The 18,044-nt window shown below is 68.5% G+C and carries 12 protein-coding genes; 2 read left to right on the forward strand and 10 right to left on the reverse strand.

Annotated elements, in window-relative coordinates:
• Positions 1-401: 401 nt before the first annotated feature.
• Entirely contained in the window at positions 402-2,738 is a 2,337-nt protein-coding gene (locus tag CACI_RS52740) for an endo-1,4-beta-xylanase (RefSeq protein ID WP_015793551.1), read from the forward strand.
• Positions 2,739-2,805: 67 nt separating this feature from the next.
• Here the strand turns inward: CACI_RS52740 and CACI_RS24555 are convergent, their stop codons facing one another.
• From CACI_RS24555 to CACI_RS24600, 10 genes are all read right to left on the reverse strand, one after another.
• A complete protein-coding gene (locus CACI_RS24555; protein WP_190276631.1) occupies positions 2,806-5,424 on the reverse strand; it encodes a choice-of-anchor D domain-containing protein in 2,619 nt (872 codons plus the stop codon).
• Positions 5,425-5,703: 279 nt separating this feature from the next.
• Positions 5,704-6,276, reverse strand: coding sequence for a carboxymuconolactone decarboxylase family protein (locus tag CACI_RS24560; RefSeq protein WP_015793553.1), 573 nt, complete (start codon positions 6,274-6,276; stop codon positions 5,704-5,706).
• Positions 6,277-6,289: 13 nt separating this feature from the next.
• Complete coding sequence (locus tag CACI_RS24565; protein ID WP_395993410.1) at positions 6,290-6,976, reverse strand: DUF6008 family protein; 687 nt, start codon at positions 6,974-6,976, stop codon at positions 6,290-6,292.
• A gap of 220 nt (positions 6,977-7,196) precedes the next feature.
• Positions 7,197-7,421, reverse strand: a complete 225-nt coding sequence (locus CACI_RS24570) for a hypothetical protein (RefSeq protein ID WP_143765376.1) — start codon at positions 7,419-7,421, stop codon at positions 7,197-7,199.
• A 393-nt stretch (positions 7,422-7,814) separates the two neighbouring features.
• The gene (locus tag CACI_RS24575; RefSeq protein WP_015793556.1) at positions 7,815-10,445 is read right to left on the reverse strand and encodes a ligand-binding sensor domain-containing protein; all 2,631 of its coding nucleotides are present in this window, start codon (positions 10,443-10,445) and stop codon (positions 7,815-7,817) included.
• 139 nt (positions 10,446-10,584) lie between these two features.
• Positions 10,585-11,523, reverse strand: coding sequence for a UbiA family prenyltransferase (locus tag CACI_RS45990; protein ID WP_015793557.1), 939 nt, complete (start codon positions 11,521-11,523; stop codon positions 10,585-10,587).
• Positions 11,520-12,941, reverse strand: a complete 1,422-nt coding sequence (locus CACI_RS24585) for a cytochrome P450 (RefSeq protein ID WP_015793558.1) — start codon at positions 12,939-12,941, stop codon at positions 11,520-11,522. The genes CACI_RS45990 and CACI_RS24585 overlap by 4 nt, the downstream gene beginning before the upstream one ends.
• Positions 12,942-12,947: 6 nt before the next feature.
• On the reverse strand, positions 12,948-13,934 hold the full coding sequence (locus CACI_RS24590; RefSeq protein ID WP_015793559.1) for a Rieske 2Fe-2S domain-containing protein: 987 nt from the start codon (positions 13,932-13,934) through the stop codon (positions 12,948-12,950).
• 76 nt (positions 13,935-14,010) lie between these two features.
• On the reverse strand, positions 14,011-15,051 hold the full coding sequence (locus CACI_RS24595) for a family 2 encapsulin nanocompartment cargo protein polyprenyl transferase (RefSeq protein WP_015793560.1): 1,041 nt from the start codon (positions 15,049-15,051) through the stop codon (positions 14,011-14,013).
• Between the two features lie 274 nt (positions 15,052-15,325).
• Entirely contained in the window at positions 15,326-17,224 is a 1,899-nt protein-coding gene (locus CACI_RS24600; protein ID WP_015793561.1) for an arabinofuranosidase catalytic domain-containing protein, read from the reverse strand.
• 314 nt (positions 17,225-17,538) lie between these two features.
• On the opposite strand from CACI_RS24600, the gene CACI_RS53590 reads away from it, so the two are divergent.
• The gene (locus CACI_RS53590; protein WP_015793562.1) at positions 17,539-18,042 is read left to right on the forward strand and encodes an HU family DNA-binding protein; all 504 of its coding nucleotides are present in this window, start codon (positions 17,539-17,541) and stop codon (positions 18,040-18,042) included.
• The last annotated feature ends 2 nt before the right edge of the window (positions 18,043-18,044 follow it).

Here is an 18,044-nt window from a genome sequence, read left to right on the forward strand (position 1 = left end):
ACGTGCTCCTGACCCGGTGATGCAAGGGCTTCCCGGGCGCTAGTGGGAGCGCTCGGGAAGCCTTTGAATTTGCCGTGAAGCACCTCGATGAACGACCGAATCCCTATTCGGCAGAGTTTCGAAAATGTTTCGATAATCGATCATCAGAATACGAAGCCTCCCTGTAACTTTCACCGCCAAGCCCGAGGTTCCCGACTCCGCGCATGACCGAACCCTGAGGTAGACGAGCCGGACAGGGCATTGCGGCAGCGTTCGAGACTTTTCGAAACTTCCAGCCGTTGACGCCGCCGCGACTCCTCTGAAACGGTCGCCGAAATATGGCCGCCCATCATCGGCACGCCGCCTGATCCGGTACGGGATGAATTCATGTCCGCCGTCCGGCGGCTGGAAAGGGAAACCTCATGGATATCGACACCGGCGCACCCCACCGCGCCAATCCGCCGAGACCGGGCCGAGCGGGCTCGCCCGACCGCCGCGGACTGCGCGGAGCCCTGGCCGTGGTCACCGTGGCCGCGATCACCGCCGCGGCGGGCGCGCTCCTGCTCGGCGGTCAGGCCTCCGCCGCTCCCACGACGCTGCGCGCCGGCGCCGAGGCGGACAGCCGCTACTTCGGCGTCGCCGTCGGCCAGCAGGACCTGGGCAACGGCACGGCGAGCAACGTGGCCGGCTCGCAGTTCGACATGGTGACGCCCCAGAACGAGATGAAGTGGGACACCGTCGAGCCCAACAACGGGCAGTTCAACTTCAGTCCGGGCGACGCGATCGTGAACTTCGCGACCTCGCACAACGAGCGCGTGCGCGGACACAACCTGGTGTGGCACTCCCAGCTGCCCGGCTGGATGAGCAGCCTGTCGGGCTCCCAGGCGAAGTCGGCCATGGAAGCGCACATCACCGGCGAGGTCTCGCACTTCAAGGGCAAGATCTACGCCTGGGACGTCGTGAACGAGCCCTTCAACGACGACGGCAGCTTCCGTCAGGACGTGTTCTACAACGCCTTCGGCGGCGGCGCGCAGTACATCGGCGACGCCATCCGCACCGCGCACGCCGCCGACCCGGCCGCCAAGCTGTACATCAACGACTACAACATCGAAGGCCAGGGCGCCAAGAGCGACGCCATGTACAACCTGGCCAAGACGCTGGTGGCGCAGGGCGTGCCGTTGGGCGGGATCGGGTTCGAGAGCCACTTCATCGTCGGGCAGGTCCCCTCCAGTCTGCAGGCGAACATGCAGCGCTTCGCAGCCCTCGGCCTGGACGTGGCGATCACCGAGCTGGACGACCGCATGCCGACCCCGGCCAGCAGCGGCAACCTGCAACAGCAGGCCACTGACGACGCGAACATCGTGAAGGCCTGCCTGGCGATCGCGCAGTGCCCGGGCATCACGCAGTGGAACATCAGCGACGCCGACTCCTGGATCCCCGGCACGTTCCCCGGCTACGGCGCGGCGACGCTGTTCGACAACAACTACCAGCCCAAGTCGGCGTTCAACTCGGTCATGACCGCGCTGAGCAGCGGATCCGTCCCGCCGACGTCGCCGACGTCGGGCTCCTCCTCACCGCCGTCGACGTACGCGAACCTGGCAGCGTCGTTCGACAACGTCGGGATCAGCGCGGACGGCAACACCGCGGCGGGCAACCTGGACGGCGGCGGCTCCAGCTTCTCCCAGACCGCGCTGACCAATGCCCATGCCGGTCCCGGCGCGCAGGTCACCTCCTCCGGGGTGACCTTCACGATGCCCGCGGCCGCCGCCGGCAGCAACGACAACACCGTGCCGCAGAACCAGATCATCACCATGTCCGGCACGGGCACCCTGGGCTTCCTGCTCACCTCCAGCTACGGACCCGCCACCGGCACCGGGACCATCACCTACACCGACGGCAGCACCCAGAGCTACACGCTCAGCTCCGCCGACTGGTGGGCCACCACGCCGGCCGGCGGCAGCGCGCTCGCGGTCAGCTCGACGTACCAGAACCGCCCGGGCAACACCACCGCCACCCAGAGCGGCAACATCTTCTCCCAAGCCGTGACCCTGACAGCGGGCAAGACCCTCGCCTCGGTCCAGCTCCCCGCGGGAAGCCCCGTCGCCTCCGGCACTCCCGCCCTGCACATCTTCGCCATCTCCACCACCGCCGGCACCTCCGGAGGCAACACGGTCACCGTCACCGGACCGGGCAACCAGTCCGGCACCGTCGGCACGGCCATCAGCGCCGTCCAGATCCAGGCCACCGACTCCGGTACCGCGCAGACCCTGACCTACACCGCCACCGGACTCCCGGCCGGCCTGTCGATCAGCAGCACCGGCCTGATCACCGGCACCCCGACCACCGCCGGCAGCTCGACCACGACCATCACCGCCACCGACGCCACCGGAGCCGCCGGCTCAGCCACCTTCACCTGGACCGTCACCGGCGGCGGCACCACCACCGGCGTCTGCCACGTCACCTACGCCAAGACCGCCGAGTGGGCCGGCGGATTCACCGCCAACGTCACCATCGCCAACACCGGCACCGCCGCGATCAACGGCTGGACCCTCGCCTTCACCTTCCCCGGCGACCAAAAGATCACCAACGCCTGGAACGGCGCCACCAGCCAGTCCGGCGAAGCCGTCACCGCGACCAGCGCCGCCTACAACGCCTCCATCGCCCCCGGCGCCACCACATCGTTCGGCTTCCAGGGCACCTTCACCTCCAACGACACCGCCCCGACGACCTTCACGGTCAACGGAGCCGCGTGCTCCTGACGCACTGAAGTAACCAACCTGGGCGTCCGCACCGTCCGCCAGCGGTGTGGACGCCCATGGGCAACGACTACCCCGCGGTGCCCGTGGCGGCGAAAGTCAGCGTCTGCGGCGCACCGCCGGCCAGATACGAGGCGGTCAGCGTCGAGCTGTACGTCCCCGGCGAGCCGGCGGCGAAGGCCACTGACACGATGCAGCTTCCGCCGGCCGGGACGGTGCCGCCCTGGCATGTGCCGCCGGTGATCGGGAAGTCCGCGGCGTCGGAGCCGGTGACCGCCAAGCCCACCAGCGGCACCGATCCGTGGTTGATCAGCACGAAGTCGTGGGACGCCGACATGGTGCCCGCGGCCTGGTTCGGGAAGGCGTAGGCGGCCGGGGCGACGCCGACGGCGATCCCGGTGCCGTGCAGCGTCACCGTCGCGGTACCGCCGGGATTGCCCGAGACGGTCAGCGTCGCGGTGCGGTCGCCGGTGGCGCCCGGAGTCAGGTGCACGCTGATCTGGCAGCTCTGCTTCATCGCCACGGTGGCGCAGCCGTTCGCGTCCACCGTGAAGTCGGCCGCGTTCGCCCCGCTCAGCGCGACGGTCACCGGCCCTGAGGTCGCGACTCCGTCGTTGCGGACGGTGACGGTCGCCTCGGCGCTGTCGGTGCCCGTGACCACGCTCCCGAAATCGGGCGGCGAGGACAGCGCGAAGTGCGCCGAGGGGGTGCCCCAGCCCTTCAGCATGGTCTCGGCACACGGCACTTCGAACTCGGACGGGCAGGCGGCGATGTCGCCTTGGTGATAGTTGGTGTCGGTGGCGTCGAATCGCAGGGTCACGGTGCACGAGCCGCCGATGGGGAGCGGACCGCCGCAGGTGGTGGCGGAGATCTGGTAGGAATGGTCGCCGGTGGACTGCTCGAGGAAGAGGTAGACCGAATCAGTGGCCTGCAGGCCGGTGTCGGTGACCGTGAAGGTCTGGAACGCCGAGGTACCGATCGGCACGTTGGCGAAGTCGTAGACGGCCGGGCTGAGGGTGAGGACCGGCGGGAAGACCGATTCGCCCTGGAGCGCGGAGGTCGCCGTACCGCCCGGGCCAGCGGTCGCGGACAGGGTCGCGGTGTCGGTGTCGGCAGCCTCGTCGGCCTTGAAGCGGACGTACGTTCGGCACTTGCCGCCCGTGGGCAGAGCCGGGCCGCACGTCGTGCTGATGACCGTGAACGCCGCGGCGTTCGGCCCGCTCAGTGCGACGGAGACCGGCCCGGAGGTGAGGCGGCCGGTGTTGACGACGTCGAACTCCTCGACCGACGAGAACTGGTCGGATGTCACCGTCCCGAAGTCGTAGGTCGCCGGGGTGATCGTCAGGTGGGCCCGGTCAACGGCGGTGGCGCTGAGGGGTACGGTGAACGTGCCGCCGGGACTCGCCGTCACGGTCAGCACGGCGGTCGCGTGACCGGGGGCGCTCGACGCGAAGTGGACGGTGATGGTGCAAGAGCTGTCACCGCGGACGCCCGCGGTGCAGGTCGTGCTGTCGATGTGGAACAGGGGTGCCAGCGTGCCGCTCAGGGCGGCGGTGACCGGGCCGGAGTTGATGTCCCCGCTGTTGGTCAGGGTGAAGGTCTGCTGCGGCGCGTCGTCGGTGCCGACCGTGCCGAAGTCGAACGGCATCGGGCTCAGGCTCAGGTGCGTCGGCGTGGGACCGGCACCGGACATGGTGCCGGTGACCGTGCCGCCCGGCGTCGCGGCGATGGACACCGTCGCCTGGTCGGCGCCGTAAGCGGTCGGCTGGAAGGTCACGACGATCCCGCAGCGCTGGCCGCCGGCGAGCTTGCCGGTGCAGCCGGTGATGTGGAAGACGCCGGGTTGGGCGCCGCCGAGCGTGACGGTCAGCGGACCGGAGTCGGCCTGGCCGGTGTTCTCCACGACGAACTGCTGCGCCCTTGAGGTCGTGCCCACCGGCACGTAGCCGAAGTCCAGGCTCGAAGGGACGAGCATCAGCTGAGCCGGCGTCAGGCCACTGCCGCTCAGGGGTGCCGAGGCCGAGCCGCCCGGGTTCGCGGTCGCGTCGAGTGTCCCGGAGCGGATACCGCCGCCCTTCGGAGTGAAGGTCACCGTCGCCTCGCAGGACCCGCCGATCGGCAGCCCTCCACCGCAATTGCTCCTGGTCACTGCGAAGTCACCGGGGTTCGCGCCGCCGAAGGCCAGCTTGATCGCCCCCGACGGCGCGACCCCGGAGTTGACGAAGGTGAAGGTCTGAGCCGTCGACGCCCCGATGGCGACCCCGCCGAAGGCCGGCGCCGTACCGACGGCGAGCTGGGCGGTCCCCCCGATGCCGGTCACATCGGCCGTCACCGTGTCCGAGGGCCCGTCGCCGACCTGCAGCTGCGCCGAGCGCCGCCCGAGCTGCCCGGGCCGGAAACTCACGTCGACCACGCAGGACTGGGCACCGGCCAGCGGGTTGTGACAGGTGGTGCCGTTGATCTGGAAGTCGGCCGGATCGTCCCCGACGATCCGCGCCTGGAGCGGCCCTGAGGCGGTCTCCCCGTAGTTGACGACCGTGAAGGCGATCGGCGCCGAGGAGCCGCCGACCCGCACGACACCGTAGTCGTGGTACCCGGAGAAGATCTCAAGCTGCGCCGGCGTCGCCGCCGACACCGCCACCTGCGACGCCGCGATCGTCAAAGCGGTGGTGAGACAGAACACTGTCATCAGCGCCGCGACACACCGCCGCACCCAACCCGCGCCCCGCGCACTGCCCGCAGGCATGCGAAACCGCCCGTTCATCCCCAGCCCCCCTCGGCCCGACACCCCGGTGGCACCATACGTGCCGAGGAGGCACCGTAGTGGTCAGGCTTCGATGATCGCCATCTGAGAGGGGCGGTTGTAGGGACTTCCCGGCATGCGGTTCACCCTGGGGAGCGCACAAGCGCACAAGCGCACGAGCGCCCGGGCTTTGAGGGCCGGGCGCTCGTCGTCTGTCGAGGAGATCTATAAAGCTCGTGCTGCCTGGTGCGCTCTGGCGAGCTCGACGACGGGCAGATATCCGTCGCGCACCAACGCCTGGGCTCGCGTGGAGTAGTTGTCGGGGTCGTCGGGCACGGTGGTGGCCAAGCCGTCGACGTACCGGTTGAACATGCAGAACGCCGCTGCGATCAGCACCGTGTCGTGGATCTCCAGATCGGTCGCCTCGACTGCGCGCGCACGGTCGATCAGCTCGGCGGTGACCTCCTTACCGTTCTGCTGGACGGCTGCGGCAATCGCCAGCAGCGCCTTGAGCTTGTCGCTGATCGGGGCGGTCCCGAGATCGGCACGGATGATGGTCAGATCGAGGCCGTCGGGCAGTTGGGCGGAGGTGAACGCGGCGTGCGTCGTGGCGCAGTAGCGGCACTCGTTCAGCTCGGAGACGTGAGTGGCGATCAGTTCGCGCTCCCACCGCTCCAGGCTGCTCGGTGCGCGCAGCAGAGTCTCCGCCAGCTCGGACAGCGGGCCCGCGGTCTCGGGCCGGTAGAAGAACAGGGAGCGGATTCCGGGCTGGTCGTTGCCAACGTCGATGTGCGGCATGGTGGGACTCCCGTCAGGTCAGTACGTCTACAGGAACCGGCGGGGTCACCGGGGCGTCCCGGAAGGTGTCGCAGATCTGCCCGCGCTCGCGGCGCAGGTGGTACAGGGCCATGGCGAAGATGGCCGAGCCCATGACGTTGGCCCAGAAGTGCCACCACACGCGATAGGTGGTGGCTCCCGGACCGGGGGTCAGCTGGCCGAACCAGGTGGACAGCCCCACCGCCTGCTTGGCGCCCAGCCACACCGACACCGTCAGCGACAAGTGCTCCAGGCCGTGGATCCCCTGCATCCACACGCCCATCTTGCCCCACCAGCGGGTTCGGGTGTTCCGGGCCCGCCGGCTGATGACCATGACCGCAGCCAACCCGGACAAGAAGATGAAGTTGCCGACCAGGTGCAGAATCTCCATCCCCAACGTCGGACGCGACTTGTCGATCTGCCCGAAACCCCGCGCCAACCCGGTACCCCACGGCGTCATCCACGCCGGCGCCTCCGGATGCCAAATCCAGTACACCGCCTGCGCCACATGCTCAGTCAGATGCCCGATCTGACCCACAACCCCGATCAGAATGACCGCCATGCTGACCTTGTAGACCCGCATACTCTTGCCCTGACGATCGGCGAACGCCAACCCGGCCACCGCCGCCCACATCACCACAGCCCACACCAGCAGGCCCACAGCCCCCAACGTGTCGAGCATCGGCACTGAATGGCCGCCACTCATGTTCATCCCCGGCATATCAGGCATGTTCGGCAAAGCCTTCTCCCCTCCCGATCCCACCGCGCGAAATATCAGAATGCTGACCGCCACCGAAGGCGCGGGCAGGTCCGGTGCGCCATCGCGCCCCGGTTTCCAGCACAGTAGAAACGAATTCCGGCAGCCGCTTCTTCGAACGTGCCCTGCGCCGACAGGGTCTCCGTCAGGGAACGACGGTCAGCGTCAGGGTCCACTGCTTCGGCGGTGTGCCGGTGCTGACGCTGGTAAAGGTGACCGTGCCCGAACGCAGGAGTCTGATGAGGTCATGGCGCGTTCCGATGGGCGCGACCTGATCGGTGACCGTCGCCACGGACGGGTCGGACGTAGCCGGCGCACTCCAGGTGACGCCGCGCAGCGCGAGTAGTTCGATCTCCACGGTGGTGTCCATGTGAAGACAGGCGCTGCGCACTGGGTTGTCGGTGGTGGGGACGACCACGGCGAAGGTCCCCGACAGGCATGTGCCAGAGGCGGAGGTCGCAGCCGGAGTCGAAACATCCGGCGAGGAAGTCGGTGCGGACGATGCCGCGTGCTGTGTCGAGGAGCAGCCGGAGAGGATGGCAGTCCCAAGGATCGCAACAGCGGTCGTCACCCATTTCGCGAGGCCGGCCCATGAGTGCCGAAGGACGTTCATGGCTGGACTCCCACCTGGCAGGATGCGGTTCCGGCTGTCCAGGATTGGACGCAGTGGCCCTGGCGTGAGTTCCGGTCCGCGGCCGAAAAGAGCGCGGCGCCCCCGTGGTTAGGGGGCGCCGCGCTGTTCATTTCGGAAGCGGTCCGAGCGCTACTGCACCCGGATCTTCCAGATGCCGCGTCCGTGCGTGGCCGCGTACAGGTTCCCGTCCGGGCCCAGCGACAGTTGCAGCGTGGCGTTGGTCGGCAGGCCGTCGCCCAGGATGCTCCAGCGCGAGTTGTGCGGGCCCTGGTAGAACACGCCGAGGTCGGTGGCCAGCGCGATGCCGCCGTGCGGGAGCAGGACGATGGAGTCCGCCGGGACGTCCGGCAGGTTCGCCGAGATGTCCTTCCAGGTCGCGCCGCCGTCGTGGCTCTCGTAGAGGTGCCCGATTCCCGCGCCGGGACCCTCGGTCCAGGCCCGGGAGAAGCCGCTGACGCCGACGTAGACGTGGTTGGCGTCCTTCGGGTCGATCGCGAGGGAGGACAGGTAGCGGTTGGGCAGCGAGGTGCCGTCGGTCGGCAGGGTCAGCTGGTGCCAGCCGGTGCCGTCGGCGTTGCCGACCGCGATGCCGCGGGTGAAGCCGACGCTGTTGCAGCCGCCGCCGCACCAGGCCGCGTAGATCTTGCCGCCGGAGTCCGCGACGGCCGTGGCCAGGTTGCCGGCGCCGAGGTCGTAGACGTCGGTCCAGTCGGAGGTGGCGCGGATGGCGAAGCCCTTGGTCTGGACGGCGACGTGCTGGCCGCCGGCCACCCAGGTGTTCGGGCTCTGGGAGTCGGTGGTGAACGGGGCGGTGAAGCGGGCGGTGCCGTTCACTCCGTCGTTCGGCGGGACGTTGTACTCGGTGCTCGTCGAGTAATCGATGCTGACGTTCTGGCCGCAGTCGTTGGTGACCCAGATCGACAGGTTGGTGTACTCCTCGGCGATGTTGCAGCCGTTCTTCGGGTCGACCAGCGTGTCCCCGCCGTCGCCGCCGAAGTTGGAGCCCATCACTTTGTCGCCGCTGCGCAGGATCGACTGGCCGTTGTCCTGCAGACCGCCGGAGACGGCGACGCCGTGGCCGGACGGGTCGGCGCCGACGCCCACCGAGTAGTACTGCAGGGTGTCGATGCTTCCGTCGTTGAGCGACTGCCAGTCCGCGGCGTGGCCGCCGGAGTCCAGCACGCCGGCCACCGGCCGCTTGTACACGCCGCCGTCGTTGCCGACCACGACGTAGCTCTTGCCGCCGATGCCGCCGATCGCGACCGCGTGCTGGTCGGAGTGGGTCGTGGGGCTGCACGTGCCGGTCTGCTCGGTCGGGTCGATCGACCAGCAGGGGTAGGTGAAGTTCCAGTACGGGCCGACCGTGTTCCAGGTCGTGCCGGCGTCGTGGGACTCGTAGACCTCTTCCAGACCCATGTAGACGTGGTTCGGGTCGGCCGGATCGACCTGCAGGAACTGGTTGTACCAGGCCTGGACGCCGGGGTTGTAGGTGGCGCCGGTCTCGGCGGAGCCGGAGGCCTCCAGCTTCGGGGAGTCCGCGACCAGCTTCCACGGACCGAACGGCGTGCCGTCGGAGACGTAGACGCCGCCGAGCGTGGACTTCGGGCTGGTGATCTTCGTCGGGTCCTGGTTGATCGCGTAGAACTTCGAGCCGTCCTTCGACCCGGCGAAGGTCACGGCGCCGACGTTGGCCGCGGCGGTCGGCAGGTCGCCGAGCGAGGTGGTGATGCGCGTCCAGGTACCGCCGGACTTGGTGTAGAAGCCGTTGTAGGCATCACCGCTGCGCCAGCCGATCGCCGCGATCAGCTTGCCGGGGTTCTTCGGATCGGCGGTGATGTCGTTGACGATGTTCTTGTACGGCGCGGCCGGGTCAGCGGCCTGAGAGGCGCCGGGCAGGTAGGTGGGGTTCGGCGCGAACTCCAGCTTCCACGCGCCGCGCAGGTCGCTCAGCGAGTGCGACCACAGACCGCGGGTCGTGGCCGCGTAGACCGTGTTCCCGATGAAGCGGATCTTGCGGATGCTGGTGGACTGCAGCTCCGTGCCGCCGACGCGGTCGCGGGTGGAGAACGTCCCGTTCTGCGGGTGGGAGAGCACGTACACGCCCGAGCCGGTGAACGTGTCCGAGGCTGTGTTCGCCTCGCCGGTGGCGTACCAGAGCCGGCCTGAGGAGTCCAGTTCCAGGTCGCCGGTCGAGGCCGCCGGGAGCGACTCGGAGATCGGCGTCCACTTCCCGCCGCCGGTGGAGGACCGCCACACACCGCCGTTGGCGCCGCCGGCATAGACGTGGCCGGCGTTGTCGGCGGCCATGCCGGTGATCCGGCCGGTGACGTCGCCGGCACCGCCGGAGGAGTTCGAGTCGTAGTCGCGGTAGCGCGGGTCGTCGGCGTTGTACGCCGTGGTGGTGACCGGCTTCCACTCCGGACCGGAGTGCGGCAGGGACTGCATCTGCTGCCAGGCGGCGCCGTAGGCGCCGGGCGCCACGACACCGGGCGCACTGCGCGCGGCGAAGTACTCGTTGTCCGCGGCGCTCGGGTCGTCGACCCCGCCGTCGGGGTCGCCGGGCGGACCGCTGACCGCGTCAGATCGAATGCCACCCGTAGAAGCGGTGGACGTGCTGATCGCGTGCGGCCGATTGTGGGGATGCGTACCGCTGGCGTTCAGAGTGTTCGCGGCGGACGCCTGCGGGCCGGCCAAGGCCACTGTCAGGGCCGCACAAGCCGCTCCGATCGGGAGCAGTCGTCGGCGTATGGCTGTTCGCATGCCGTGGGATCCCTACCTGTTGGGGACTGGGTATGGCGGTGCACGGCGCAGTGTGCCAGCCGAGCGGCATGTTAGTCAGTCCTCGGATTATCAAGATTCTATAAAGTAAGAACCTTGATCCACTTCTGTCAAGAGGTCCTCACCCGAGCAGCGCGATGGCGCAGGCCAGGACAGCGCAGTAAGCGATGCAGTGCACTTGGTACGCGATGCGATCGGTTCTTGGAGTACGCGGGTAGAGCGTGAGGGCTGCGGCGGACCAGCTGGTGACGATCACGAGGGCGTCGCAGATCGCCGTGCTGGACGCGGTATGGCGGGTGGGGGCGAACAGGAGGATATGGATGGCGAGCGGGAGGACGAGTGATACGGCCACGAACCAGATGCGGACCGGCCAGTGTCCGATGATCAGTGGCAGGGTGGTGCGTCCGACGCGCTGGTCGCCGTCCATGTCGCGGACGTCTTCGATGCGCATCGGCAGGTTGAAGGCGATGGTGAGGATGAGGATCCAGGTCCAGCCCGTGTGGTCGATCGGTCCGGCCAGCGTCCAGGCCATGGCGAGCTGGGACAGGATTCCGGCGATCATGGCGAGCGGTTTGACGTAGAGGTAGTGGCGCGGGGTCGATATCAGGTTCAGGCCGATGGCAGTGCCCTGCCACAGCAGAACCCACGGCAGTGTGCCTGTGACCATGCCGAGCGCCGTGTAGAGCGCCATGGTTACCCAGAAGCGCCGCAGCAGTCCCCGTGGGGTTGTCAGGCCGGCGGGGATCGGCCGATACGGTTTGTTGAGCAGGTCCTCCGCACCGGCGCGGTACTGGTTGGAGGCGTCGAAAACGTAGAGGTACAGCGCGAACATCACACAGCTGAGGGCTAGACGTGTGGCGAGCTCCGTACCGGTGACCTTGTAGTGGACACAGGCCGCCGTCGTGAACAACAGGCCCGGGGTGAAGGCCGCGATGGCGTTGTCGACGGTGAGCCGCGCGGTGAGTTCGGCCTCGGCCCGGAGCCGGCCGGGAAGCCCGGCACGTCCGGAGAGGGGCGCATGGGCTGAAGCCCGACTCGCGGGCGTCGAGGTCGAGGTCATGCCGATTGTTCCGCAGGGTTCAAAGCGGGGACGACTCGGGCCCGGGCCCGCATCCGCAGACCCTTGGGATGCATCCCGAAGATCGAGGACGGCTCGATCGCCGGCCCGGGAAGGGGCTGGAGTTCCCAGCGTGCGGCGATCGTCGCCAGGGCGAGGGCGATTTCGGTGACGGCGAACTGTTCACCGATGCACCTGCGCGCGCCGGCGCCGAACGGGATGTAGCCCTCATGGGTCGGTCCCGGTCGTGCCCGTCCGGAAGGTGCCGACCACCGGTCCGGGTCGAACGCCTCAGGCTGCTGATGCACCTCGGGCCGGTGGTGGATGAGGTGCGGGCTGATGATCAGGGAGGTACCCGCCGTGATGCGGTACCCGCCGAGTTCGGTGTCGGCCATCGTGGTGCGTGTGACCATTCCGGCCGGCGCGTAGAGGCGCAAGCATTCGGTGATGATGTGGCCGGTCAGCGGAAGCTCGGGCAGGTCCTCGATGGTGGCGGCGCCTTGGACGACGGAGTCGACTTCGGCGTACCAGCGGTCCCGGATCGCCGGGTGCTCGGCGACCAGGTGAAAGCTCCAGGCCAGTGTGGTCGAGGTGGATTCGGATCCGGCCAGCAGGAACAGGACGACCTGATCGCAGAGTTCGGAGTCCGAGAAGCGTCTGCGGTCCGCGCTCGTCTCGTCGTCGGCGTCCAGTTCGGCGCGCTGGAGGACGGACAGCAGGTCGTCCTCGTCGCCGGGGTGGGCCCGTCGCTCGGTGATGATGTCGGCGATCGTGGACCGCAGGCGGCCGATGGCCTGGCGGTAGCGGCGGTTGGCCGGAATGGGCAGGCGGTTCAGCACGGCTGGGGAGATGGTGTTGCGATAGACGCCGGCGATGAACACGTTGACATCGTCGACCGCCTGCTGGAGCAGGTCGGCGGGCATCGAGGCGGAGAACATCGTCGCCATCAGCGCCCGGGCGGAGATGAGCTGCATCTGGGACCGCACGTCGATGACGTGGCCGTCTTCCCACGCGCCGACGACGGCTTCGATCTGCTCGCTCATCGCCTGGGCGTAGCCCGGTATCCGAGAGTGGTGGAAGGCGGGCTGGATCAGGCGCCGCTGCCGCCGGTGCTCGTCGTGCCGGCAGGTTCCCAGACCGTCGCCGAGGAGATCCCGCGCGCGGTCGTACAAGGGTCCTCCTTTGTCGAAGACCCGGTCGTTCATCAGGACCTGCCGTGTCAGATCCGGGCTGCACACCACGACCAGCTGGACCGGCCCGAACCGGATGCGGACCAGGTCCCCGTGATCCGCCAGGGAGTTGATGAACGTGAGCGGGTTGCGCAGCATCGCCGCGGTGTGGCCGATCAGCGGCCAGCCGCCGGGAGCCGCGGGAACCGGTGCCGCGCCGGTCGCAAGCCCGGATTCTCGGGTCGATGGCATCGCCTGTCACGCTTCCTGTTCCTGGTAGAACCGCTGAGCCCAGCGGCGGGCGGGGGCGATGGGACCGTCGCCTTGGGCGAGCTTGGGAGTCTCGGTGACGACACGGCGACTCCACATGCGCACATCGGCCGTGACCTGAGAGTTGCCCGCCACCTTCAGCGCGAAGCCCAGGAGATCGGAGGCCGGACGCCGGGCCCAGGCTGCCGCGCGCGGCAGTCGAGTGCCGGCGAGGCGTCCGTGGGTGATGCGACGCAGCGTCATGGCGCCGCCGCCTTCCGGAGTGAGTCCGGCGAACTCGATGGCGCTGATGCCGAGCTTCGGCATGTCGAAGCGCACGGTGACGTATCCGAGGCCGAACACTTCCACGTGGGCGTGGGTGACCAGCTCGCTGCGATAGAAGCCGGACAGGTCGATGTCGGTGGCGTAGCGGTGGCCGTCCATGCGCGGCGTGCCCACGAGCGTCGCCTGGACGTGGTGCAGGGTGGAGAAGTGCCCGATGTCCGCGGTGTTCTCCAGGAAGTCGATCTGGTTTCCCTGGAACGTGCGAGACCAGACCGCGCCTCGGCCGCATCCGCTGAAGTCGAACGGCTCGACCTCCCAGGACGGCGGGGACCCGTTCTGATGGTGCCAGGCGAAGATGAAACCGTTCCTTTCGCGGACCGGCGTCGAGGTGAGCTGTGCGCCGCGGGGTGGCGGCGTGCCGTATCCGGTGCGGACACAGCGGCCGTCGGGCGCGAAGGCGAAAGCGTGGAAGGGGCACACCAGCAACTCGCGGTCGACGCGGGCGCCGCCCATGTGAGCACCCAGATGCGGGCAGTAGGGGCTGACGATGTGGGCCCGGCCGGTCTCGGTCCGGTAGATGACGATCTCGGACTCGGCGAACTTCCGGCTGATGACCTTGCCGGACGTCACTTCACGGCTGAACGCGACGGGATACCAGCCCCACGGGTGCTGATGTGGTTCGGCACTCGCGCCGGTCACCTCACGAGTCATGGCTGCACCTTCCGGACGGTTCGACGATCCAGGCCAGTGCACTGATACGGGACCAGTGCCGTTCACTGCGCTCACCTCACCGGTCCCGACCGGCGATCAGATTGGCCACGTGGAGCAATTCGGCGGCAGGGAGCGGATCAGCGATCTCTGTCTGCAAGATCCCCACCGCGTCGGACAGCGCGGCGGCGGCTTGCCCGCAGGCCCAGGTTCGCGCCCCCGCGGCCTCGATGAGTTCGGCTAGCGACCGCAGCTCGGTCTCGCCGCGTGGGCGGTCGGCGTGGTAGAGCGCGGCCAGTCGTGCGCCGGCCGCGGTGCCCGAGGTCAAGGCCGCGACCACGGGAAGAGACTTCTTGCCGCGCTCCAGATCGGCGAACACCGGCTTGCCGGTCACCGCGGGATCGCCCCAGATACCCAGCAGATCGTCGACATACTGGAAGGCCAGGCCCAGCTTCCGGCCGAACGCGTCCAGCCGGCCGGCCGCCGCCGGAGTGCCGCCGCCGGCCAGCGCCCCCAGCGCGCACGCGCATCCCAGAAGCGCCCCGGTCTTCCCGGCCGCCATGGCGAGGACCTCGGACACCGAGACGTCCGCCCGCTGCTCGAAGTCCATGTCGGACCACTGCCCGGCACACAGCTCCACGCAGCACGTGCCGATCCACTCAGCTCCCCTGTCGCATACCGGCGCAGGCTCCTGAGCCAGCAGCCGGTTCGCCACAGCCAGCAGCGCGTCTCCGGCCAGGATCGCCTGGGAGATCCCGAAAACACTCCAGGCCGTGGGCCGATGCCGACGGGTCAGGTCCGCGTCCATGACGTCGTCGTGCAGCAGCGAGAAGTTGTGCACGAGCTCCACCGCGACCGCCACCGGGACCGCCGCTTCGGCACTGCCGCCCACCGCCCGCGCCGTCAGAAGCGTCAGCGCCGGGCGGATCGCCTTGCCGGGATCCGCAGCCGTGGCCCGTCCACGCTCGTCCCACCAGCCGAAGTGGTAGCCGCAGACGCGCCGCAGCGGTCCAGGCAGGCCGTCGACCACCGCCCGCAGCGCCGGATCCACCAGAGCCCGAGCCCACGCCAGCACCTCGTCGGCAGTGCGCGGCCGCTCGGCGACACTGGTCACGCTCATCGTCGCATCCACCCCTCGCGAAAAGGCACGCCCGACGTACCGGCGAACCCGAACTGCGGCGATCCCATCCCCGACCGTGACACGGCCCTTATTACTCAGTAACCACCCAATGCTGCCAGATCACCAAAGCAGGCCGGCAAGTCGGCATCCGTCTCGTTTCAGGGTGACGATTCACGCTCTTCCCGACTTATGCCTGACGGAAACCACCACGCCGATCGGCCACGAGTCTCCGTGGCCGATCGGCTTGGGCAGGCGGACGGCTTGGCCGGGCGGATCAGTCGTAGATGAGGTCGAACTCTTCCCACTGGCCGATCACGTTGCGGTTGGGGATCAGCGGCGAGGCGCCGGCGTTGTCGGCGGTCACGTACTGGTAGTTCGCGTGCGCTCGGAATCCGACGCTGCCATCAGCGTTCTGGACGAGGTCGAACTCCTCGCCGGTACCGATGGAGGTGCGGCTGGCGATCAGGGCGGTGCTGCCCGTGCCCGCCGTGACGATGTCGTTGTTCGCGTGGGCCCGCAGGCTGACGCTGCCGTCGGAGTTGCTGATCAGGTCGAAGGTCTCCCACGGGCCGACGGCGGTGCGGTTGGCGATGAGCGAGGCGGCGCCGCCGTTCTCCGCGGTCACATAGTCGTTGTTCGCGTGCGCCCGGAAGCTGACCGCGGCGGTGTCGCGCACGACGTCGAACTCCTCCCACGGACCGATGGCGGTGCGGTTCGCGATCAGAGCCGAGGCGCCGGCGTTCTCCGCAGTGACGTAATCACCGTTGGCATGCGCCCGAAAGCTGACGCTGCCGTCCGCATTGGTGATCAGGTCGTAGGTCTCGGCGGAGCCGATGGTGGTGCGGTCGGCGATGAGCGGCGAGGTACCGGCGGTGACGTACTCGCCGTCGGAGTGCGCCCGCAGGCTCGCGGTTCCGTCCGGGTTGGTGATCAGGTCGAACGTTTCGGCCTTCCCGGTCGAGGCCGCGTTCGCGATGAGCGCCGAACCGCTGCCCGCCGCGTCCACGTACTGGCCGTTGGCGTGCGCCTTCAGGCTCACCAGCGAGGCGGTGCTCGGAACGTAGGTGGTGTTGTTGGCGAACCCGGCCGCGACAACCCCGGCCTGCACCGCGTTCTCGGTGGCGTCGGAGGGGAAGCCGGCCAGGACGGCGCCCTCGAAGAACTCCCCGTCGCCCCAGATGCTGTTGTCCCCGCCGGTGCCCAACTCGATCGAGGGCTGCACCTTCATCGGGTTGTAGCCGTTGGGCAAGGCGCCTGAATAGGACTGGGTCAGGCCGCCTTGCTGGCCGTTGCCGTACTTCAGCGTGAAGTTGGTCGTGCCGTTGTTCTTCTCCCAGGCGGTCAGGAACGATCCCTTCTCGCTGGGGATGCTCGTCGGGTTGGCGCCGGTGTTGCTGAAGTACATGCCGTTCTCCAGATCGCCGCCCACCCACGGTCCCGGGCCGGTGCAGTTCTGGGTCCAGCAGTCGGTGCCGTAGTAGATCGCGTTCATGGTGGCGTTGCCGTCGTCGGTGTCGTTGCTCTCCCCCGCACCGAAGTCGAAGCAGCAGCCGTTGCTGGTCAGGTTCGACGAGGTGAGCATGTAGACGCCCTCGGGCTGCGAGCCGGTCGGCACGTTCTTGGCGTTGGTGATGCGATAGCCGATCCCCTGGGCGTTGAACAGGGCTCCGTACGCCGGCTGGCCTCCGACCGTCACCGGCAGCGCCAAGGCTGACGCGCCGATGTCCGCTCCGTTGGGCCCGGGACCGGCGATCCCGTGCGAGCACCCGGAGCACGACGTCCCAGGCGAGATCGGCATGTGGTTGGCGTTGGCGGTCTGGTCGTACAGCTCGGTGATCGTGCAGGTCGTGCCGCCGCAGAAGCTGTTTTCGGGCGCGACGTCGACGACCCCGCCGGCCGACCGCACACGGACGTCGAGGCGGCTGCCGTCCGAGGCACGCTGGACCTGGTACAGCGGCCCGGCGTAGGAGACTGACAACGCGCGGGTCGTGCTGTACGCCGCCTCGCAGGGCGTGCCGCCGGCCGAGTAGAGGTCGCACGGCAGGGACGAGGCCGCCGCCGCCTTGGCCGTCCCCGACAACCCGAGGCCAGGCATCATCAGCGCGGCCGCGAACACCAGCAGGAACACAGCGACCAGCCGCGTCCTGCGTCTGAGCATGGCTGTAACAGGCATGGCGAAGGAACCTCCGGGAGATGAGAAATCGCTGCACAGAGCGGGACAGCGGCGCCCCGGAACCGTGTTGAGCACACCCACTACCGGACCGCAGGACACATATTTAGCTGACTTCAGGTGTAAGTCAACCCTCGACCTGTCGTTCGTGGCACACAAGCAGCCGACTTATGCCCAAAGTCAATGTAACGCGCTTCAGGACCCGTCTCCCCTCCGACGTCAACGGTGTCCGTCCGCGACGGGACGCTTGGCGTACATCTTCGGGTGCTACGGTTCCGGAACCGTTGGCGTACTTCACGGAAATGGGAGGGGAAGTCGTGGTGAACAAGGCGGATCTGGCTGCCGAGGTGGCGGAGCAGATGAGCGGCGCCGAACCTGATGCGCGGCAGTATGTCGACGCGGTGTTCGACGTCATCATGCGGCACGTCGCCGCTGGGGAACGAGTGCAGATTCTCGGGTTCGGCACGTTCGACAGCGTGCAGCGCGCGGCCCGGCTCGGGCGGAATCCGCAGACCGGGGCGGCGATCCAGGTTCCGGCCGGGACCTCGCCGCGTTTTCATGCGGGGCAGACGTTCCGGACCCGGGTGGCGGAGGCATCTGCGGTCCCGGCGGAGGCGTCGCAGGATGTTGCGAAGCCGGTTGAGGCGAAGAAGATCAAGGCAGCGAAGCAGAAGGCTGAGAAGAAGACTGCCAAGAAGCCCGAGAAGATTGCTAAGAAGCCCGAGAAGGTTGCCAAGAAGCCCGAGAAGGCTGGCAAGGCTGCTGGCAAGGCCAGCAAGGGGGGCAAAGCAGGCAAGGCAGCCAAGGCGGGCAAGAAGTAGGA

It is taken from the genome of Catenulispora acidiphila DSM 44928 (assembly GCF_000024025.1).
Classification (GTDB): Bacteria; Actinomycetota; Actinomycetes; order Streptomycetales; family Catenulisporaceae; genus Catenulispora; species Catenulispora acidiphila.